The 21,106-nt window shown below is 56.0% G+C and carries 20 protein-coding genes; 13 read left to right on the top strand and 7 right to left on the bottom strand.

Features of this window, described 5'->3' with window-relative positions; all coding sequences use genetic code 11:
• The first annotated feature begins 260 nt into the window (after window positions 1–260).
• Window positions 261–2,540 carry an NADP-dependent oxaloacetate-decarboxylating malate dehydrogenase gene (gene maeB / locus O1721_RS19975; RefSeq protein WP_023295115.1) on the top strand — a complete coding sequence of 760 codons (2,280 nt, stop codon included), beginning with the start codon at window positions 261–263 and terminating at the stop codon, window positions 2,538–2,540.
• Between the two features lie 84 nt (window positions 2,541–2,624).
• On the opposite strand, the gene hemF is transcribed toward maeB, so the two are convergent.
• Together hemF and amiA are read right to left on the bottom strand one after the other, a co-directional pair.
• Complete coding sequence (hemF, locus tag O1721_RS19970) at window positions 2,625–3,524, bottom strand: oxygen-dependent coproporphyrinogen oxidase (protein WP_023295114.1); 900 nt, start codon at window positions 3,522–3,524, stop codon at window positions 2,625–2,627.
• Window positions 3,524–4,399 (bottom strand): N-acetylmuramoyl-L-alanine amidase AmiA, encoded by an 876-nt coding sequence (gene amiA, locus O1721_RS19965; RefSeq protein ID WP_032649011.1) that lies wholly within the window; start codon window positions 4,397–4,399, stop codon window positions 3,524–3,526. Before amiA ends, hemF begins: the two co-directional genes overlap by 1 nt.
• Window positions 4,400–4,611: 212 nt before the next feature.
• Here amiA and O1721_RS19960 point away from each other — a divergent pair, with 212 nt between their 5' ends.
• The 10 genes from O1721_RS19960 to pdxK all read left to right on the top strand — a co-directional run bounded on the left by O1721_RS19960 (window position 4,612) and on the right by pdxK (window position 12,958).
• Window positions 4,612–5,037 carry a GNAT family acetyltransferase gene (locus O1721_RS19960; RefSeq protein WP_003861292.1) on the top strand — a complete coding sequence of 142 codons (426 nt, stop codon included), beginning with the start codon at window positions 4,612–4,614 and terminating at the stop codon, window positions 5,035–5,037.
• A complete protein-coding gene (locus O1721_RS19955) occupies window positions 5,024–5,473 on the top strand; it encodes a DUF2919 domain-containing protein (RefSeq protein WP_032102765.1) in 450 nt (149 codons plus the stop codon). Before O1721_RS19960 ends, O1721_RS19955 begins: the two co-directional genes overlap by 14 nt.
• Before the next feature lie 63 nt (window positions 5,474–5,536).
• The gene (locus O1721_RS19950) at window positions 5,537–6,112 is read left to right on the top strand and encodes an RpoE-regulated lipoprotein (protein WP_032102764.1); all 576 of its coding nucleotides are present in this window, start codon (window positions 5,537–5,539) and stop codon (window positions 6,110–6,112) included.
• 92 nt (window positions 6,113–6,204) lie between these two features.
• A complete protein-coding gene (locus O1721_RS19945) occupies window positions 6,205–7,104 on the top strand; it encodes a Dyp-type peroxidase (RefSeq protein ID WP_017383480.1) in 900 nt (299 codons plus the stop codon).
• A gap of 176 nt (window positions 7,105–7,280) precedes the next feature.
• The gene (locus O1721_RS19940) at window positions 7,281–8,294 is read left to right on the top strand and encodes a sulfate ABC transporter substrate-binding protein (RefSeq protein ID WP_032649009.1); all 1,014 of its coding nucleotides are present in this window, start codon (window positions 7,281–7,283) and stop codon (window positions 8,292–8,294) included.
• Entirely contained in the window at window positions 8,294–9,127 is an 834-nt protein-coding gene (gene cysT / locus O1721_RS19935; RefSeq protein WP_017383478.1) for a sulfate/thiosulfate ABC transporter permease CysT, read from the top strand. Before O1721_RS19940 ends, cysT begins: the two co-directional genes overlap by 1 nt.
• Complete coding sequence (gene cysW, locus O1721_RS19930) at window positions 9,127–10,002, top strand: sulfate/thiosulfate ABC transporter permease CysW (protein ID WP_003861305.1); 876 nt, start codon at window positions 9,127–9,129, stop codon at window positions 10,000–10,002. Before cysT ends, cysW begins: the two co-directional genes overlap by 1 nt.
• On the top strand, window positions 9,992–11,086 hold the full coding sequence (gene cysA / locus O1721_RS19925) for a sulfate/thiosulfate ABC transporter ATP-binding protein CysA (protein WP_017692966.1): 1,095 nt from the start codon (window positions 9,992–9,994) through the stop codon (window positions 11,084–11,086). Before cysW ends, cysA begins: the two co-directional genes overlap by 11 nt.
• A 118-nt stretch (window positions 11,087–11,204) precedes the next feature.
• The gene (gene cysM, locus O1721_RS19920; protein ID WP_017383476.1) at window positions 11,205–12,116 is read left to right on the top strand and encodes a cysteine synthase CysM; all 912 of its coding nucleotides are present in this window, start codon (window positions 11,205–11,207) and stop codon (window positions 12,114–12,116) included.
• Window positions 12,117–12,121: 5 nt separating this feature from the next.
• Window positions 12,122–12,958, top strand: a complete 837-nt coding sequence (gene pdxK / locus O1721_RS19915) for a pyridoxine/pyridoxal/pyridoxamine kinase (protein ID WP_045324508.1) — start codon at window positions 12,122–12,124, stop codon at window positions 12,956–12,958.
• A 44-nt stretch (window positions 12,959–13,002) separates the two neighbouring features.
• Here the strand turns inward: pdxK and crr are convergent, their stop codons facing one another.
• From crr to cysZ, 5 genes are all read right to left on the bottom strand, one after another.
• Window positions 13,003–13,512: a PTS glucose transporter subunit IIA gene (gene crr / locus O1721_RS19910; RefSeq protein ID WP_003861316.1), complete on the bottom strand. Its 510-nt coding sequence runs from the start codon at window positions 13,510–13,512 to the stop codon at window positions 13,003–13,005.
• A gap of 40 nt (window positions 13,513–13,552) precedes the next feature.
• Complete coding sequence (gene ptsI / locus O1721_RS19905) at window positions 13,553–15,280, bottom strand: phosphoenolpyruvate-protein phosphotransferase PtsI (protein ID WP_479953335.1); 1,728 nt, start codon at window positions 15,278–15,280, stop codon at window positions 13,553–13,555.
• A gap of 45 nt (window positions 15,281–15,325) precedes the next feature.
• Entirely contained in the window at window positions 15,326–15,583 is a 258-nt protein-coding gene (ptsH, locus tag O1721_RS19900; protein ID WP_000487600.1) for a phosphocarrier protein Hpr, read from the bottom strand.
• A gap of 317 nt (window positions 15,584–15,900) precedes the next feature.
• Window positions 15,901–16,872, bottom strand: a complete 972-nt coding sequence (gene cysK / locus O1721_RS19895; protein WP_006811453.1) for a cysteine synthase A — start codon at window positions 16,870–16,872, stop codon at window positions 15,901–15,903.
• Window positions 16,873–17,035: 163 nt separating this feature from the next.
• Window positions 17,036–17,797 carry a sulfate transporter CysZ gene (cysZ, locus tag O1721_RS19890; RefSeq protein WP_032649003.1) on the bottom strand — a complete coding sequence of 254 codons (762 nt, stop codon included), beginning with the start codon at window positions 17,795–17,797 and terminating at the stop codon, window positions 17,036–17,038.
• 229 nt (window positions 17,798–18,026) lie between these two features.
• On the opposite strand from cysZ, the gene zipA reads away from it, so the two are divergent.
• On the top strand, window positions 18,027–19,022 hold the full coding sequence (gene zipA, locus O1721_RS19885; protein ID WP_015572226.1) for a cell division protein ZipA: 996 nt from the start codon (window positions 18,027–18,029) through the stop codon (window positions 19,020–19,022).
• Between the two features lie 68 nt (window positions 19,023–19,090).
• Window positions 19,091–21,106: an NAD-dependent DNA ligase LigA gene (ligA, locus tag O1721_RS19880; protein WP_017383473.1), complete on the top strand. Its 2,016-nt coding sequence runs from the start codon at window positions 19,091–19,093 to the stop codon at window positions 21,104–21,106.

Raw genomic sequence — 21,106 nt, 5'->3', positions numbered from 1 at the left:
AGTCGAGTGCGTCAGGTCACACTTCTGAGAAAATCATGATGGACTTAACAAAAAAGCATAGCAGACGGGGGAGGCATTGCTGTCTGAGACGGGTAACATGGCTGTTATAAATTGATAACAATTTTTATTCTGCAATGGTGAGAGTTTGGCAGCCTTCAAAGTTTAGGAGCCTGCCTGCGGCGATACTATGCGGCACACCAGGGTGTGCATAGGAACGTCAACATCACCCTTTTTGACCGAAACGTGAAAGGAATAACAAGATGGATGATCAGTTAAAACAAAGCGCTCTCGATTTTCACGAGTTTCCTGTTCCGGGTAAAATCCAGGTATCCCCGACCAAACCGCTCGCGACCCAGCGCGATCTGGCGCTGGCCTACTCGCCAGGCGTAGCTGCCCCGTGCCTTGAAATCGAAAAAGATCCGCTGGCAGCGTACAAATACACCGCCCGTGGCAACCTGGTGGCCGTTATCTCTAACGGTACGGCGGTACTGGGGTTAGGGAACATTGGCGCGCTGGCCGGTAAGCCGGTGATGGAAGGGAAGGGCGTTCTGTTTAAGAAATTTGCCGGTATCGACGTCTTTGATATCGAAGTGGACGAACTGGACCCGGATAAATTCATCAACGTGGTGGCGGCGCTGGAGCCGACCTTCGGCGGCATCAACCTGGAAGACATCAAAGCGCCGGAATGTTTCTATATCGAGCAGAAGCTGCGCGAGCGTATGAACATTCCCGTGTTCCATGACGACCAGCACGGCACGGCGATTATCAGTACCGCCGCCATTCTGAACGGTCTGCGTGTGGTGGAGAAAAACCTCTCCGACGTGCGCATGGTGGTCTCCGGCGCTGGCGCCGCGGCCATCGCCTGTATGAACCTGCTGGTGGCGCTGGGCATGCAGAAACACAACATCGTGGTCTGCGACTCCAAAGGCGTGATTTACAAAGACCGCGAGCCAAACATGGCGGAAACCAAGGCGGCCTATGCGGTGGAAGACGACGGCAAGCGCACGCTAGAAGATGTCATTGAAGGTGCCGACATTTTCCTCGGCTGTTCAGGCCCGAAAGTACTGACCCAGGAGATGGTGCAGAAGATGGCGCGCGCGCCAATGATCCTGGCCCTGGCGAACCCGGAGCCGGAAATTCTGCCGCCGCTGGCGAAGGCAGTGCGTGAAGACGCGATCATCTGTACCGGACGTTCGGACTACCCGAACCAGGTGAACAACGTGCTCTGCTTCCCGTTCATCTTCCGCGGTGCGCTGGACGTCGGCGCTACGGCAATCAACGAAGAGATGAAGCTCGCCGCCGTTCATGCTATCGCAGAGCTGGCGCACGCCGAGCAGAGCGAAGTGGTGGCCTCCGCCTACGGCGATCAGGATCTGAGCTTCGGCCCGGACTACATTATCCCTAAACCATTTGACCCGCGTCTGATCGTGAAGATCGCGCCAGCGGTGGCCAAAGCGGCGATGGACTCTGGCGTGGCGACGCGGCCGATTGAAGATTTCGATGCCTACGTCGATAAACTCACCGAGTTCGTCTACAAAACCAACCTGTTTATGAAGCCGATCTTCTCCCAGGCGCGCGCTGACGCGAAGCGCGTGGTGCTGGCGGAAGGGGAAGAGGCGCGCGTGCTGCACGCCACGCAGGAGCTGATCACCTTAGGGCTGGCGAAACCGATCCTGATTGGTCGTCCGAGCGTGATCGAGATGCGTATCCAGAAGCTGGGCCTGCAAATTAAGCCGGGCGTCGACTTTGAGATCGTCAATAACGAATCCGATCCGCGCTTCAAAGAGTACTGGAACGAATACTATTCGATCATGAAGCGTCGCGGGATCACCCAGGAGCAGGCGCAGCGGGCGGTGATCAGCAACACCACGGTGATCGGTGCGATCATGGTTCACCGCGGTGAGGCGGATGCGCTGATCTGCGGCACCATCGGCGAGTACCATGAGCATTTCAGCGTGGTGCAGGAGATCTTCGGCTATCGCGAGGGTGTCCATACTGCCGGCGCAATGAACGCGCTGCTGCTGCCAAGCGGTAACACCTTTATCGCCGATACCTACGTCAACGACGATCCTTCCCCGGACGAACTGGCGGAAATCACCGTGATGGCGGCGGAAACCGTGCGCCGCTTTGGTATCGAGCCGAAAGTGGCGCTGCTGTCGCATTCTAACTTCGGGTCATCCAAATCCGCGGCGGCGTGCAAAATGCGCCAGACGCTGGACCTGGTGCGCGAGCGTGCGCCGGAACTGATGATCGACGGCGAGATGCACGGCGACGCCGCGCTGGTGGAGAGCATTCGTAATGAACGTATGCCGGACAGCCCGCTGAAAGGCTCCGCGAACGTGCTGATTATGCCGAACGTAGAAGCGGCGCGTATCAGCTATAACCTGCTGCGCGTGTCGAGTTCTGAAGGGGTGACCGTAGGGCCAGTGCTGATGGGGGTGTCAAAACCGGTACATGTATTAACGCCGATTGCCTCCGTGCGTCGTATCGTCAACATGGTGGCGCTAGCGGTGGTTGAGGCACAGACGCAGCCGCTGTAATTTTTACCCTCACCCTAACCCTCTCCCAAAGGGAGAGGGAATTTATACTCCCTCTCCCTTTGGGAGAGGGCAGGGGTGAGGGGGTTACACCCAGTCCCGAACCCGAATAAAATCACGCAAGGCAGCCTCCGGGCTGCCTTCTTTGGGTTCAAAGCTGTATTCCCAGCGCACCAGCGGCGGCATCGACATCAGAATGGACTCCGTGCGCCCACCGGTTTGCAGGCCAAACAGCGTCCCGCGATCCCATACCAGGTTAAACTCCACGTAGCGCCCGCGGCGGTACAGCTGGAACTCACGCTCGCGAACGCCATAGTCGGTGTTTTTGCGGCGTTCGACAATTGGCAGATAGGCGTCGGTAAAGCCTTCACCCACCGCGCGCATAAAGCTGAATGCGGTATCAAAATCCGGGGTGTTGAGATCGTCAAAGAACAGCCCGCCGATGCCGCGCTGCTCGTCGCGATGCTTCAGATAGAAATAATCATCGCACCACTTTTTGTATTTCGGGTAAACGTCTTCGCCAAACGGCAGGCAGAGGTCGCGCGCGGTGGTGTGCCAGTGCACGGCGTCCTCTTCGAAGCCATAGTAAGGCGTTAAGTCGAAACCGCCGCCAAACCACCAGACGGGATCGGCTCCCGGTTTTTCCGCGATGAAAAAGCGCACGTTGGCGTGGCTGGTTGGCACAAACGGGTTATGCGGATGCACCACCAGCGAGACGCCCATCGCCTCGAAGCTGCGGCCCGCCAGTTCAGGCCGATGCGCCGTGGCGGACGCTGGCATTGCATCACCGTGAACGTGGGAGAAGTTAACCCCGGCCTGTTCAAAAATACCGCCGTTACGCAGCACGCGGCTGCGCCCGCCGCCGCCCGCTTCGCGCTGCCAGGCGTCTTCCTGGAATTCACCGCCGTCTGCGGCGGCCAGTTTCTGGCAAATCGCGTCCTGTAGCTGCATCAGGAACGTTTTGACCAGCTGTGCATTCGGTTTCATCAACGTTTCCTGGAGTGTGCTTTTTGATTATCGAACCAGTTGAAATAACTGATAACCCCGGAGGCAATGGCGTTCGCGATCTTCTGACGAAACGCCGTGGTGCCGAGTAAACGCTCCTCTTCCGGGTTGGTAATGAACGAGGTTTCAACCAGCACGGACGGAATGGACGGGGACTTCAGCACCACAAACGCGGCCTGCTCGGTGCTTTTACTGTGCAGACGGTGCACGGGCTTAATCCGTTTAAGGATATGCGAGCCGAGCGTCAGGCTGTTTTTGATGGTATCGGTCTGTACCAGATCAAACAGAACCTGCTGCAACAGATGGTCTTTGTCGGTGGCTTTTTTCCCGGCCACCTCATCCGCCCGGTTTTCGCGATCGGAGAGGTATTTCGCCATGGCGCTACTGGCGCCACGGTTGGAGAGGGCGAACACCGAGGCGCCTGCGGCGGAAGGGTTTGTGAAGCCATCCGCGTGAATGGACATAAACAGGTCGGCGCCATGCTTATGGGCAATTTCCACGCGATCGTACAGCGGGATAAACGTGTCGCCCGTGCGCGTCAGGCGGGCGTCAATGCCGTTGCTGCGTAAAATTGCGCGCACATTTTTTGCAATTTCCAGCACGACGTGTTTTTCTTTCGACCCGTTTCGGCCAATGGCGCCGGTGTCGATCCCGCCGTGGCCCGGATCGAGCATGACCAGACGCTTTGCGCCGGCTTTTTTGGTTTTCGGCTTGCTGTGTCCGTTACTGGTTTTAAGCGAGCTCTCTTCTTTTGCCTGAGCCTGCTTTGCGATGCCTGTTAACGTTAAGGCCGCCAGCCCCGCTTTGAGAACCTGACGACGCGATGTGAGTGCTTTTAATGGTTTGAATGTGCTCATGCGGCCTGAATTGTAAAAATTGGGGTCCTGGTGTTATATCGTATCGCGTTTTGCGTGACGACATTCCTTATTGAGAATTGTTTTACTTTTCATTTCAATACGTGACAAAGTGACATTATGCCAAATTTTGGCGAGTTTTTCCCCGGTTATTGGCTAAATGCCCTGTTCACGCCATAATCACTGTTTTTAAACCCGAAAAGGCGGTTAATACCATGGAGATACGCGTTTTTCGCCAGGAAGATTTCGAAGAGGTGATCACCCTTTGGGAGCGCTGCGATCTGCTGCGTCCGTGGAACGATCCGGAAATGGACATCGAACGGAAGGTGAACCACGACGTCAGTCTGTTTCTGGTCGCTGAGGTCAACGGCGAGGTGGTCGGGACGGTAATGGGCGGGTACGACGGCCACCGCGGGTCGGCCTACTATCTGGGCGTGCACCCGGAATATCGCGCGCGCGGCATCGCCAACGCGCTGCTTAACCGTCTGGAAAAGAAACTGATCGCCCGTGGCTGCCCGAAAATCCAGATTATGGTGCGGGAAGATAACGACGTGGTGCTGGGCATGTATGAACGTCTGGGCTACGAGCACGCGGATGTACTGACGCTGGGTAAGCGCCTGATCGAAGATGAAGAGTACTGAGTTCCACCCTGGCGACTATGATGTTCACGGTCGTCTGCGTCTGCCTTTTTTATTCTGGTGCGTTCTGCTGTTGCAGGCCCGCACCTGGGTGCTGTTCGTGATGGCTGGCGCGTCACGCGGGCAGGGCGATACGCTACTGAATCTCTTTTATCCCGATCACGATGCGTTCTGGCTGGGGTTACTGCCCGGTGTACCGGCGGTGCTGGCGTTCCTGTGCAGCGGTCGGCGGCAGTTCCTCCCGCGCATCTGGCGCGCACTTCGCTGGCTGTTGATTCTGGCGCAGGTTGTGCTCCTGGTCTGGCAGCCCGTGCTCTGGCTGTACGGCGAGCCGCTTTCCGGTATCGGGATTGCGCTGGTGGTGGCGGATATTGTCGCGCTGCTGTGGCTGGTCACGAACCCCCGTTTACGCGCCTGTTTTACGCAAGAGTCAGATTAAAACGGCACTTTTTGCCGATACTGCACTCCAACAAGCGTTGATTTATTACGTAAGGACGTCTCAATGAAATCGCTGCGTTTACTTTTATGCGCTCTCCCGCTGGCGTTAACCGGCTGTTCCACGCTCTCATCCATCAACTGGTCTGCGGCCTATCCGTGGAACTGGTTTGGCTCCTCAACGGAAGTGACCGAGCAGGGCGTGGGCAAAATCACCGCCTCGACGGCGCTGGATCAGGATGCCATTCAGGAGGCCATCGGCAGTGATTATCGCCTGCGCAGCGGCATGAAAACCGAGAACGGCAACATCGTGCGCTATTTCGAAGCGTTGAAAGACGACAAGGTGGCGATGGTCATCAACGGCGATAAAGGTACGGTCAACCGCATTGCGGTGATGGATGAAGAGATTCCGACCTCAGGTGGCGTGAAGGTAGGTACGCCGTTTGGCGAGCTCTACCAGAAAGCGTTTGGCCACTGCGCCAGCGTGCCGTCGGATGACAGCGTGGCGGTCGAGTGTAAGGCCGACGGCAGCCAGCACATTAGCTATGTATTCAGCGGCGCCTGGAACGGTCCGGAAGGGTTAATGCCGTCTGACGACACCCTGAAAAAGTGGAAAGTGAGCAAAATTATCTGGAAGCAGTAATTTGCGCCTGAGCAAGCCGCCTCGCTGAAATCCAGGTATAATAGCCGCCATCAATGCCACGCTGTCGTGGCATCTTTTTTTCAGGAGGAGCGATGTCTCAGGTTCAGAGTGGCATTTTGCCAGAACATTGCCGCGCGGCGATTTGGATTGAAGCCAACGTCAAAGGGGACGTGGATGCCCTGCGCGCGGCCAGCAAAATTTTCGTTGATAAACTGGCCACCTTTCAGGCCAAATTCCCCGAAGCCCATCTGGGCGCGGTGGTTGCCTTTGGCAATACCGTCTGGCGTCAGCTGAGCGGCGGCGAAGGCGCAGAAGAGCTGAAAGACTTTATTCCTTATGGCAAAGGTCTTGCGCCCGCCACCCAGTATGACGTCCTGATCCATATCCTCTCCCTGCGCCATGACGTGAATTTCTCCGTCGCTCAGGCAGCGATTGAGGCCTTTGGTGACAGCATCGACGTGCAGGAAGAGATCCACGGTTTCCGCTGGGTGGAAGAGCGCGATTTGAGCGGCTTCGTCGACGGCACCGAAAACCCGGCCGGGGAAGAGACGCGTCGCGAGGTGGCTGTAATCAAGGATGGCGTGGACGCGGGCGGCAGCTACGTGTTCGTCCAGCGCTGGGAGCATAACCTCAGGCAGCTTAACCGCATGAGCGTGCATGACCAGGAGATGATGATTGGCCGCACCAAAGACGCCAATGAAGAGATTGACGGCGATGCGCGTCCGGTCACGTCCCACCTGACCCGCGTTGACCTTAAAGAAGACGGTAAGGGGCTGAAGATTGTTCGCCAGAGCCTGCCGTACGGCACCGCGAGCGGTACGCACGGCCTGTACTTCTGCGCTTACTGTGCGCGCCTCTACAACATCGAACAGCAGCTGCTGAGCATGTTTGGCGATACCGACGGCAAGCGTGACGCCATGCTGCGCTTCACCCGTCCGGTGACCGGCGGCTACTACTTTGCGCCGTCCGTTGAGCGCCTGCTGGCGCTGTAAATCGCTCTCCATTCGCAGGCCGGGTAAGCGTTAGCGCCACCCGGCAATTTCTCCCGCACCCCTTATTCCCTTTTCTGCTTCTAAATCACCAAACGGTATATAAAACCGTTACTCCTTTAGACTCCGTTATAAATATTATGACTATAAGATAGTCATCACATTTATAAGGGTGCGCAATGGCCGTTACTGTACTGAAAAAAGGATCGCTGGCACTGGCAGGTTTACTGCTGGTGGCGCAGGCGCAGGCAACCGAGTTGCTGAACAGTTCTTATGATGTTTCACGCGAGCTGTTTGCCGCCCTTAATCCCGCATTTGAACAGCAGTGGGCGAAAGAGAACAACGGCGACAAGCTGACCATCAAACAGTCGCACGCTGGTTCATCCAAGCAGGCGCTGGCCATTTTGCAGGGGCTGAAAGCGGATGTGGTGACCTACAACCAGGTCACGGACGTGCAGATCCTGCACGACAAAGGCAAGCTGATCCCGGCGGACTGGCAAAGCCGCCTGCCGAACAACAGTTCGCCGTTCTATTCCACCATGGGCTTCCTGGTGCGCAAGGGCAACCCGAAAAACATTCACGACTGGAACGACCTGGTGCGTTCTGACGTCAAGCTGATTTTCCCGAATCCGAAAACCTCCGGCAACGCGCGTTATACCTATCTGGCGGCGTGGGGCGCGGCGGACAAAGCTGACGGTAACGATAAAGCGAAAACCGAACAGTTTATGACCCAGTTCCTGAAAAACGTCGAAGTGTTTGACACCGGCGGCCGGGGCGCAACCACCACTTTCGCCGAGCGCGGGCTGGGCGATGTGCTGATCAGCTTTGAATCCGAAGTGAACAATATTCGTAAACAGTACGAAGCGCAGGGCTTCGAAGTGGTTATCCCGAAAACCAACGTTCTGGCCGAGTTCCCGGTGGCGTGGGTGGATAAAAACGTCAAAGCCAACGGCACTGAGAAAGCGGCAAAAGCCTATCTCAACTATCTGTACAGCCCGCAGGCGCAGACGGTGATTACTGACTATTACTACCGCGTTAATAATCCGGACGTGATGAACAAGCTGAAAGACAAATTCCCGCAGACCGAGCTGTTCCGCGTGGAAGATCATTTCGGCGCCTGGCCTGAGGTGATGAAAACGCATTTTGCCAGCGGCGGTGAGTTAGACAAATTGCTGGCGGCGGGGCGTAAGTAATGTTTGCAGGATCAACAAGACGTGTGCTGCCGGGTTTTACCTTAAGCCTCGGGACCAGCCTGCTGTTCGTCTGTCTGATTTTATTGTTACCGCTCAGCGCTCTGGTGATGCAGCTCGCTGAGATGAGCTGGTCCCAGTACTGGGAAGTGGTCACCAACCCGCAGGTGGTGGCGGCCTACAAGGTCACGCTGCTGTCTGCATTCGTGGCCTCGATTTTTAACGGCGTGTTTGGCCTGCTGATGGCATGGATCTTAACCCGCTATCGCTTCCCGGGCCGCACGCTGCTCGACGCCCTGATGGATCTGCCGTTTGCCCTGCCGACGGCGGTGGCCGGTCTGACGCTGGCGTCGCTGTTCTCCGTGAACGGCTTTTACGGCGAATGGCTGGCGAAGTTTGATATTAAAGTGACCTATACCTGGATCGGTATCGCGGTGGCGATGGCCTTCACCAGCATCCCGTTTGTGGTACGTACCGTGCAGCCGGTGCTGGAAGAGTTAGGCCCCGAATACGAAGAGGCCGCGGAAACCCTGGGCGCCACGCGCTGGCAGAGTTTCCGTAAGGTTGTGCTGCCGGAACTTTCTCCGGCCTTGCTGGCGGGGGTGGCGCTTTCCTTTACCCGCAGCCTCGGTGAATTTGGCGCGGTCATTTTTATCGCCGGGAACATCGCGTGGAAAACCGAAGTGACCTCGCTGATGATTTTTGTCCGTTTGCAGGAGTTTGATTATCCGGCCGCGAGCGCGATTGCCTCGGTGATCCTTGCCGCGTCGCTGCTGCTACTGTTTTCGATTAACACTCTGCAAAGTCGCTTTGGTCGACGTGTGGTAGGTCACTGATGGCGGAAGTTACGCAATTGAAGCGCTATGACGCGCCCCGCATCAACTGGGGCAAATGGTTTCTGATTGGTACCGGCGTGCTGGTCTCCGCATTCATTCTCGTCGTGCCGATGGTGTACATCTTCGTGCAGGCCTTCAGCAAAGGGATTATGCCCGCGCTGCAAAACCTGGCCGATCCTGACATGCTCCACGCCATCTGGCTGACGGTGATGATTGCCCTGATCACCGTCCCGGTGAATCTGGTGTTTGGCGTATTGCTGGCCTGGCTGGTAACGCGCTTTAACTTCCCGGGGCGTCAGCTGTTGCTGACCCTGCTGGATATCCCGTTTGCGGTGTCTCCGGTGGTGGCGGGTCTGGTTTATCTGCTCTTCTACGGCTCCAATGGCCCGCTGGGCGGCTGGCTGGATGAGCACGACCTGCAAATCATGTTCGCCTGGCCGGGGATGGTGCTGGTGACCGTCTTTGTCACCTGTCCGTTCGTGGTGCGCGAGCTGGTGCCGGTGATGCTCAGCCAGGGCAGCCATGAAGATGAAGCCGCGGTGCTGCTCGGCGCTTCCGGCTGGCAGATGTTCCGCCGCGTCACGCTGCCGAATATCCGCTGGGCACTGCTTTACGGCGTGGTGCTGACCAACGCCCGTGCGATCGGTGAGTTTGGCGCGGTGTCGGTGGTATCCGGCTCGATTCGCGGCGAAACCCTGTCGCTGCCGTTACAGATTGAATTACTGGAACAGGACTACAACACCGTCGGTTCCTTTACTGCCGCAGCGTTGCTGACGCTGATGGCGATTTTGACCCTGTTTTTGAAGAGTGTGGTGCAGTGGCGTTTAGAGAATCAGGAAAAACGTCAGCATCAGGAGGGAAATCATGAGCATTGAGATTGCCAATATTAAGAAGTCTTTTGGTCGCACCCAGGTGCTGAATGATATCTCGCTGGATATCCCTTCCGGACAAATGGTGGCGCTGCTGGGGCCGTCTGGCTCCGGTAAAACCACGCTGCTGCGTATTATCGCCGGGCTTGAACACCAGACCAGCGGACATATTCGCTTCCACGGTACGGACGTTAGCCGCCTGCACGCCCGCGACCGTAAAGTGGGCTTTGTATTTCAGCATTATGCGCTGTTCCGCCACATGACGGTATTCGACAACATCGCGTTTGGCCTGACCGTGCTGCCGCGTCGTGAACGTCCAGATGCCGCCGCCATCAAAGCGAAAGTGACCAAACTGCTGGAGATGGTGCAGCTTGCGCATCTGGCGGACCGCTTTCCGGCTCAACTTTCCGGCGGGCAGAAGCAGCGCGTGGCGCTGGCGCGTGCGTTAGCCGTTGAACCGCAAATTCTGCTGCTGGACGAACCGTTTGGCGCGCTGGATGCGCAGGTGCGAAAAGAGCTGCGCCGCTGGCTGCGTCAGCTGCATGAGGAACTCCAGTTCACCAGCGTTTTCGTGACCCACGATCAGGAAGAGGCGATGGAAGTGGCCGATCGCGTGGTGGTGATGAGTCAGGGCAATATTGAGCAGGTTGACGAGCCAGAGCAGCTCTGGCGTGAACCGGCGACCCGCTTTGTGCTGGAGTTTATGGGGGAAGTAAACCGCCTTCAGGGCACCATTCGCGGCGGTCAGTTCCACGTTGGCGCGCACCGCTGGCCGCTGGGGTATACCTCCGCGCATCAGGGGCCGGTGGATCTGTTCCTGCGTCCGTGGGAAGTGGACGTCAGCCGCCGTACCAGCCTGGATTCACCGCTTCCGGTGCAGGTGCTGGAAGCTAGCCCTAAAGGGCACTACACCCAATTAGTGGTACAGCCCCTGGGCTGGTACACCGAGCCGTTGACCGTGGTTATGCGTGACGACGTGCCGCCGTACCGGGGGGAGCGCCTGTTTGTCGGGCTGCAACACGCGCGCATTTATCATGGCAACGAGCGCATTGAGACGCGCGAGGATATTGCTCTGGCGGAGTCAGCCTGATAGGTTATTAGTATGTTTATCGCCCGGTGGCGCTGCGCTGACCGGGCCTACAGTTATCACTGCGTCTTGTAGGCCGGGTAAGCTAAGCGCCACCCGGCTTTTTTATTGAGTAAAAATCGTGAATACACTCGAACACACCATTGGCAACACCCCTCTGGTCAAACTTCAGCGCATGGGGCCTGATAACGGCAGCGAAATCTGGGTCAAACTCGAAGGCAATAACCCGGCGGGGTCGGTGAAAGACCGGGCGGCACTGTCGATGATTGTCCAGGCCGAGAAGCGCGGTGAAATTAAGCCAGGCGACGTGCTCATTGAGGCCACCAGCGGAAATACCGGTATCGCGCTGGCAATGATTGCCGCCCTGAAAGGCTACCGCATGAAGCTGCTGATGCCGGATAACATGAGCCAGGAGCGCCGGGCCGCCATGCGCGCCTATGGAGCCGAGCTGATTCTGGTGAGCAAAGAGCAGGGGATGGAAGGGGCGCGAGATTTAGCGTTAGCGATGGCGGAGCGCGGGGAAGGCAAGCTCCTCGACCAGTTCAACAACCCGGACAACCCGTACGCGCACTACACCACCACCGGCCCGGAAATCTGGCAGCAAACCGACGGGCGCATCACCCACTTTGTCTCCAGCATGGGGACCACGGGCACGATCACCGGTGTGTCACGCTTTCTGCGCGAACAGGAGAAGCCGGTGACGATTGTCGGCCTGCAACCGGAAGAGGGGAGCAGTATTCCGGGCATCCGCCGCTGGCCGGCGGAGTATATGCCGGGCATCTTTAATGCGCAGCTTGTGGACCAGGTGCTGGATATTCATCAGCGCGAGGCGGAAAATACCATGCGTGAGCTGGCCGTGCGTGAAGGTATCTTCTGCGGCGTCAGCTCTGGCGGTGCCGTAGCGGGTGCGATCCGGGTGGCTGAGTCCACGCCGGGGGCGGTGGTCGTAGCGATTATTTGCGATCGCGGCGACCGTTATCTGTCTACCGGCGTCTTTGGTGAAGAGAGTTATTCGCAGGGGGCGGGGATTTAAGCGTCATGGAGATGTTTTTATTCCGGGATAACACCCGGGCGCAGCAAACCGATATTGTCGCCGTACAGTCGCAGGTGGTGTACGGCAGCGTGGGAAACAGCATCGCGGTGCCGAATATTCGAACCCACCGGTTGAACGTTACCGCCGTGCCAACGGTGCTGTTCAGCAATACGCCGCACTACGACACCTTCTACGGCGGGGTGATCCCGGACGAGTGGTTCAGCGGCTACCTTAAGGCGCTGGAAGAGCGCGAGATCCTGCGCGAGCTTAAAGCGGTCACCACCGGCTATATGGGCAGCGCCAGCCAGATCGCGCTGCTGGCGAAGTGGCTGAAGGCAATCAAAGTGCAACATCCCGATCTGCTGGTGCTGGTTGACCCGGTAATTGGGGATATCGATAGCGGGATGTACGTGAAGCCGGATATTCCTGAAGCCTACCGTGAGCATCTGCTCCCGCTGGCCCAGGGCATTACGCCCAACGTGTATGAACTGGAAGTGCTGAGCGGCAAACCGTGCCGTACGCCGGAGAGCGCCATTGCCGCCGCGCAGGGGCTGCTGTCCGACACGCTGAAATGGGTGGCGATCACCAGCGCGCCAGTGGCTGACGATCCGCAGAATATCCACGTCGTGCTGGTGAGCGAAGAAGGTGTTACCGTAAGCGCGCACCCGCGCGTAGAGACGGATCTGAAAGGAACGGGCGATCTGTTCTGTTCAGAGCTGGTCAGCGGCATTGTGGGAGGGAAGACCGTTGCCGATGCCATTCGCATGGCGGGCGATCGGGTGACTGACGTTATGATCTACACGCAGTCGAAAGGCTATGACGAGCTTATTCTGCCGGCATAAACAAAAATGGCGCCCGAAGGCGCCATTTTTCTGTGCGGCAAGAATTACTTCTTGATGCGGATAACCGGGGTTTCACCCACGGTGACGCTGCCAGACAGTTTGATCAGTTCTTTGATTTCGTCCATGTTGGAGATAACAACCGGAGTCAGGGTAGACTTCGCTTTTTCTTCCAGCAGCGGCAGATCGAATTCAATTACCGGGTCGCCAACTTTAACACGCTGGCCTTCTTCCGCGATACGTTTGAAGCCTTCGCCTTTCAGTTCAACGGTGTCGATACCGAAGTGAACGAACAGTTCGATACCGCTATCGGATTCGATAGAGAACGCATGGTTGGTTTCAAAAATTTTACCGATGGTGCCGTCAACTGGAGCAACCATTTTGTTGCCAGTTGGTTTGATAGCAATGCCATCACCAACGATTTTCTCAGCAAACACTACATCCGGCACGTCTTCGATGTTGACGATCTCGCCGGAGAGCGGAGCAACAATCTCAATAGTTCCGGAGTCTTTCTTGTCATCAGAAACCAGAGATTTCAGTTTATCGAACAAACCCATGATCTTCTCCTAAGCAGTAAATTGGGCCGCATCTCGTGGATTAGCAGATTGTTTTTTCTTCAATGAACTTGTTAACCAGCGTCATTAACTCGTCCGTTGTCGGTTGAGCAAGAGCCTGCTCTGCTAACACCTTCGCATCTTCGAAGTTCGTGTTACGGATAATCTTCTTAATGCGCGGGATGGAAATGGCGCTCATAGAGAATTCGTCCAGACCCATACCCAGCAACAGAAGTGTAGCACGTTCGTCGCCTGCAAGCTCACCACACATGCCAGTCCATTTACCTTCTGCATGAGAAGCATCAATAACTTGCTTGATCAAATTCAGTACGGACGGTGACATTGGCTGGTAGAGATGTGAAATCATATCATTACCACGGTCAACTGCCAGGGTGTACTGCGTTAAATCATTGGTACCGATACTAAAGAAATCAACTTCTTTGGCTAAATGACGCGCAATGGTCGCGGCTGCCGGTGTTTCCACCATCACGCCGATCTCAATGGATTCGTCAAATGCATTACCTTCGTCGCGCAGTTCCTGTTTGTAGATTTCGATCTCTTTCTTCAGTGCACGCACTTCTTCAACAGAAATGATCATCGGGAACATGATGCGCAGTTTACCGAAAGCGGAGGCACGCAGAATAGCGCGAACCTGGTCACGCAGGATCTCTTTGCGATCCATGGCGATACGCACGGCACGCCAGCCCAGGAACGGGTTCTCTTCTTTCGGGAAGTTCATGTACGGCAGCTCTTTGTCGCCACCGATGTCCATAGTACGGACGATTACAGCCTGCGAGCCGCACGCTTCCGCAACCGCTTTGTACGCTGCAAACTGCTCTTCTTCCGTTGGCAGAGCGTCGCGATCCATGAACAGGAATTCAGTACGATACAGACCTACACCTTCCGCGCCGTTGCGCTCAGCGCCGTCAACGTCACGTACGGTACCGATGTTAGCGCACACTTCAACCTGATGGCCGTCCAGCGTGATAGCTGGCAGATCTTTCAGTTTAGCGAGTTCCGCTTTCTCGGTAGCAACCTGCTCCTGAACGGAACGCAGCTGCTCGATCACATCGTTAGTTGGGTTGACGTAAACCACATTGTTTACGGCATCCAGAATCAGATAGTCGTCGTTTTTAACCTGGGAGGTAACGCTACCGGTACCCACAATGGCTGGCAGCTCCAGAGAACGCGCCATGATTGAGGTGTGGGAGGTACGTCCACCTGCATCAGTAATGAAACCCAGCACCTTGTTCAGGTTCAGCTGTGCGGTTTCAGACGGCGTCAGGTCAGCGGCAACCAGGATGACTTCGTCCTGAATCGCGCTCAGATCGATGATGGCCAGACCCAGGATGTTGCGCAGCAGGCGCTTACCGATGTCACGTACGTCAGCCGCACGTTCTTTCAGGTATTCATCGTCCAGCTCTTCCAGGGCAGATGCCTGTCCTTCGATAACTTCATGCGCAGCCGCGTCGGCCGTCATGCCTTTATCTTTAATCAGGGCTATGATTTCCTGCTCCAGCTCCTCATCTTCGAGCAGCATAATGTGCCCTTCGAAGATGGCTTCTTTTTCTTCACCGAAAGTTTCGCCAGCTTTAGTTTTAATCGCTTCCAGTTGCGCAGATGCCTTGGCACGACCGCTCAGAAAACGTTCAACTTCCTGATCAACCTTGTCGGCAGAAATTTTTTTCCGGTCAATGACGATTTCGTCTTCTTTCAGCAGCAATGCTTTGCCGAAAGCGATACCCGGGGATGCTAAAATGCCTGAAATCATAACCCTACCTTACTTGTGACTGATATTGAAAAGAACCCGGTAAACTTACTCGAGTTCAGCCATCAGCTTAACCAGATGCTCAACTGCTTTCTGCTCGTCTTCACCTTCAGCGGAGATGGTAACAACGGTACCCTGAGTCAGGCCCAGAGTTTGCAGCTTGAACAGGCTTTTTGCGCTAGCGCTTTTGCCGTTGGAAGTCACAGTGATTTCAGAAGTGAAGCCTTTCGCTTCTTTAACAAACTGAGCAGCAGGGCGGGTGTGCAGACCGTTCGGAGCGGTAATAGTAACTTCTTGCTGGAACATTGTATTTCCCCAACTTATAGGTTTAGTGTTGTGGAACTAAAGTCTAGCCTGGCGACTTAACTTTAGCCTGTATAGTTAGCGCTGACGTTTCAATCGTCATTAAACATTATGCAGTGAAAGCAAGACTTGAACCAAATCATAAAATCGATTCAGCAGCGCTATTTCGTTCACCGATTAATTTCGCGCATCAAAATAATTGCTGGTTTAAATACCAGACCCAACGGGGTGAAGCAATGCCAGGAGGGGTAAAACTTTGAAGCAGGCCACAAAAAAGCACCTGAAAAGGTGCTTTTTTACGCGTTTTTAACATGCTGGCATCACTGTTGCAGTTCTTTCTCTGTGAAGAGATCGGCAAACAGTGCTGTGCTTAAGTAACGCTCACCCGAAGACGGTAGGATAACCACAATATTCTTATTGGTAAAGGTTTCATCTTCCAGCAGTTTGAGGGCTGCCGCAACCGCCGCACCGGAAGAGATACCCGCCAGAATGCCTTCCTCGTCCATCAGGCGACGCGCCGTGGAGATGGCTTCTTCATTGGTAATGGCGACGACTTTATCGATCAGCTTCAGATCCAGGTTGCCTGGAATAAAGCCAGCGCCGATACCCTGGATTTTGTGTGGGCCAGGTTTGATCTCTTCGCCTGCCAGCGCCTGAGCGATAACCGGTGAGTCGGTTGGCTCAACGGCAACGGTAATCAGATCTTTTTTACCTTTCGTGCCTTTAATATAGCGAGACACACCGGTCAGCGTACCGCCGGTGCCTACGCCGGAGATAAACACATCAACCTGACCGTCGGTATCTTCCCAGATTTCCGGGCCGGTGGTTTTCTCATGAATTTCCGGGTTGGCCGGGTTGCTGAACTGCTGGAGCAGCAGATACTTTGCCGGATCGCTGGCAACAATTTCTTCGGCCTTCTGAATCGCGCCCTTCATGCCTTTTGCGCCTTCGGTCAGGACCAGGTTCGCACCCAGCGCTTTCAGCAGCTTACGACGCTCAATGCTCATGGTTTCAGGCATAGTCAGCGTCAGCTTATAGCCACGCGCCGCCGCAACATAGGCCAGAGCGATACCGGTATTGCCGCTGGTGGGTTCAACCAGCTCAACGCCAGGTTTCAGCACGCCACGCTTTTCAGCATCCCAAATCATATTCGCACCGATACGGCATTTAACGCTGAAGCTTGGGTTACGAGATTCGACCTTCGCCAGAATGCGTCCATTACCGATACGGTTCAGTCGAACCAGGGGCGTATGACCGATAGTCAGCGAGTTGTCTTCATAAATCTTACTCATGGCCTGTCCTTAACTGTATGAAATTGGGATACCGACCCAGCATACCTGTTGAACAGGTATGGGGAAGTAAGGAAATCGCATATCTATATGCTGCAAGGAAATAATGGGGATCAGTATGGAATAAGGGGCGGCATAAGCCACCCCTCTTTTACACATTTTTGCATTACTTCCATAACGCGTGCTTAGCACGGTAGCAGTCCACCCACATCGCCGTCGCGCCGCAAACGGCGACGGGCATGATGAACAAATTCAGGAAAGGGATCATGGTGAACAGGCTGGTCAGCGCGCCAAACTGCATGTTGGCAACCTTCTGAGTGCGCAGGGCAGTGCGCATCTCTTTAAACGGCACTTTGTGGTTATCGAACGGATAATCACAGTACTGGATAGCGAGCATCCAGGCGCTGAACAGGAACCACAGCACGGGCGCGACCGTCTGGCTAATCCCGGGTACAAAATAAAGAATAAGCAGCACAATCGCCCGCGGCAGGTACCAGGCGAACTTCTGCCATTCACGCTTCATGATGCGGGGGAGATCTTTCACGATCCCCAGTACGCCCGTGTCAGGTGGCGTCGCACCGGTCAGGCGCGCTTCCAGCTGTTCGGCCAGCAGACCGTTGAACGGCGCGGCTATCCAGTTTGCTATCGTCGAAAAGAAATAGCCGAAAACCAGCAGCACGGAGATAACCGCAATCGGCCAGAGCAGGTAGTCTAGCCACTGTAACCAGTCCGGCACATAGCTCATCAGGGAAGGGATCCAGCTTTCCAGTCTGGTGAACAGCCACCAGAAGGCCCCGCCCATCAGAATAATGTTGATCAGTAACGGCAAAATAACGAAGCGTCGAATGCCCGGCAGGGAGACCAGTTTCCAGCCCTGAGAAAAGTACCAGACCCCGCTGCGTGGGGCAGAAGAAGATGTTGAAACCATACCAGGCTGTACTCCTTTTTACACAACCAGTGGAATTGCCCGCCTATATTATCCAGTTACGGGCCAATGACCAGTTCGGAAATGTTCGAAAAACCAGCAAAAAGCACGATTTAGTTCATCTTTATGCTGTGAATGCTCTGCATACACTTGCACTTGACGTAAACGGCAAATACTCTTAGTGAGTAAATGTTTGCCGTGGTGGCAAGGTGTTAGAACAACAGAGAATATAATGATGCAGGATTTGCGTCTGATATTAATCATTGTTGGCGCGATCGCCATAATCGCTTTACTGGTACATGGTTTCTGGACCAGCCGTAAAGAGCGTTCCTCTATGTTTCGCGATCGTCCACTGAAGCGCATGAAGTCCAGTCGTGACGACGATGACGTTGAAGACGACATCGACGGTCCTGACGACGACGGCGTGGGTGAAGTTCGTGTTCATCGGGTCAATACTGCGCCCGGCGCAGCGCATGGAGAGCATGAAGCCCCCCGCGCTCCGCAGCACCAGTATCAACCACCGTATGCCTCTGCCCAGCCGCGCCAGCCAGCGCCGCCGCCAGTGGAAGAACCTGTTCGTCATCCGCCGCAGCAGCCTGTGCAACAGCAGCCCGTTGCGCCACAGCCTGTACAGCCGCAACCTGTGCAACAGCCTGCACAGCCAGTGCATCAGCCACAGCCTGTTCAGCAGCCGCAGCCGGTACAACAACCGCAGCCGCAGCCTGAACCGCCTGCGCCACAGCCCGCTCCGCGCGTTGAGCCAGAGCCGGTCGCAGAGCCAGAACCGGTTGTTGAAAAGCCGCAGCGTAAAGAAGCAGTGATCATCATGAACGTGGCTGCTCATCATGGCACCCATCTGAACGGTGACGTGCTGCTTAACAGCATCCAACAGGCAGGCTTCAAGTTCGGCGACATGAATATTTTCCATCGCCACCTGAGTCCTGACGGTAGCGGTCCGGCGCTGTTTAGCCTGGCCAATATGGTCAATCCAGGCACGTTTGACCCGGAAATGACCGGTGATTTCGTCACGCCGGGGGTTACGATCTTTATGCAGGTGCCGTCCTACGGTGACGAGCTGCAAAACTTTAAGCTGATGCTACAGTCCGCTCAGCACATCGCCGACGAAGTGGGCGGTGTGGTGCTCGACGATCAGCGTCGAATGATGACGCCGCAGAAACTGCGCGAGTATCAGGACCGCATCCGCGAAGTTAAGGAAGCGAACGCGTAATCGTCGCGTTAACTTCACCTCCTCCTCAACCCCCGCCTGTCGGGGGTTTTTCTCATTGATGGTGCGATATGGACTCAATCGAACAACAACTTACTGAACTGCGAACCACGCTTCGCCATCATGAATATCTCTATCATGTTATGGACGCACCGGAAGTGCCGGATGCGGAATATGACCGCCTGATGCGTGAACTGCGCGAGCTGGAAGCGCAGCACCCCGAACTGATTACGCCCGATTCCCCAACGCAGCGCGTCGGCGCGGAACCGCTGGGCGCTTTCAGCCAGGTGCGACATGAAGTGCCGATGCTGTCGCTGGATAACGTGTTTGATGAAGAGAGTTTTCTGGCTTTCAACAAGCGTGTGCAGGATCGCCTGAAGAGCATCGACAATCTGAGCTGGTGCTGCGAGCTAAAGCTGGATGGTCTGGCCGTTAGCATTCTTTATGAGAACGGCGTGATGGTGCGTGCCGCAACGCGCGGCGACGGCACTACCGGGGAAGACATCACCACTAATGTGCGCACTATTCGTGCGATCCCGCTGAAACTGCGTGGCGATAACATTCCCGCCCGGCTGGAAGTGCGCGGGGAAGTGTTCCTTCCGCAGGCGGGCTTCGAGAAGATCAACGAAGAAGCGCGTCGTACCGGTGGGAAAGTGTTTGCAAACCCGCGTAACGCGGCGGCAGGTTCGCTGCGTCAGCTCGATCCACGAATCACCGCGAAGCGACCGCTTACTTTCTTCTGCTACGGCGTCGGGATCCTGGAAGGCGGTGACCTGCCAGATACTCACCTGGGTCGTTTAATGCAGTTCAAAGAGTGGGGGTTACCGGTTAGCAACCGCGTGCAGCTCTGCGACTCTCCGGAGGCGGTGCTGGCGTTCTATCACAAGGTTGAAGAAGATCGTCCCACGCTCGGGTTTGATATTGATGGCGTGGTGATCAAGGTTAACTCGCTGGCGTTGCAGGAACAGTTAGGATTTGTGGCCCGTGCGCCGCGCTGGGCGGTGGCCTTTAAGTTCCCGGCGCAGGAGCAGATGACCTTCGTTCGCGACGTGGAGTTTCAGGTAGGGCGTACGGGGGCGATTACGCCTGTGGCGCGTCTGGAGCCTGTGCAGGTGGCTGGCGTGCTGGTAAGTAACGCCACGCTGCATAACGCCGATGAAATTGCCCGCCTGGGCCTGCGCATTGGTGACAAAGTGGTGATTCGCCGCGCGGGCGACGTGATCCCACAGGTGGTTAACGTTGTTGAGTCTGAACGTCCTGCCGATACCCGTGCCATCGAGTTTCCAGCCCACTGTCCGGTATGTGGTTCGGACGTTGAGCGCGTGGAGGGGGAAGCGGTAACGCGCTGTACGGGCGGGTTAATCTGCGGCGCGCAGCGTAAAGAGTCCCTGAAGCACTTTGTCTCCCGCCGGGCGATGGACGTCGACGGAATGGGTGACAAGATTATCGACCAGTTAGTTGAGAAAGAGTACGTCCATACGCCAGCGGACCTCTTTACCCTGACGGCAGGTAAGCTGACCGGTCTTGATCGTATGGGGCCGAAATCTGCCCAGAACATCGTTAACGCGCTCGAGGCGGCCAAAAACACCACCTTTGCCCGTTTCCTTTACGCGCTTGGCATTCGTGAAGTCGGAGAGGCGACGGCGGCAGGGCTGGCGGCGTATTTCGGCACGCTGGACGCGCTGGAGAAAGCCACCATCGACGAGCTACAGAAAGTCCCTGATGTCGGCATTGTGGTCGCTACCCACGTTTTCAACTTCTTCGCCGAAGAGAGCAACCGTGAAGTGATCGGTAAATTACTGGAACAGGGCATTCACTGGCCTGCACCGGTAGTGGTTAATGCCGAAGAGATCGACAGCCCGTTTGCCGGTAAAACGGTAGTGCTGACCGGCAGCCTGAGCCAGCTCTCGCGCGATGACGCGAAAGCGCGCCTGGTGGCGCTGGGGGCAAAAGTGGCGGGCAGCGTATCGAAGAAAACCGACCTGGTGATTGCCGGGGAAGCGGCCGGTTCGAAGCTGGCAAAAGCGCAGGAGCTTGGCATCGAGGTAATCGACGAAGCGGAAATGATGCGCCTGTTAGGAGAGTGA

The sequence above is a fragment of the Enterobacter cloacae complex sp. HYC033_NIDB genome, from assembly GCF_056673335.1.
This window is presented reverse-complemented; position numbering and strand designations above follow the sequence as displayed.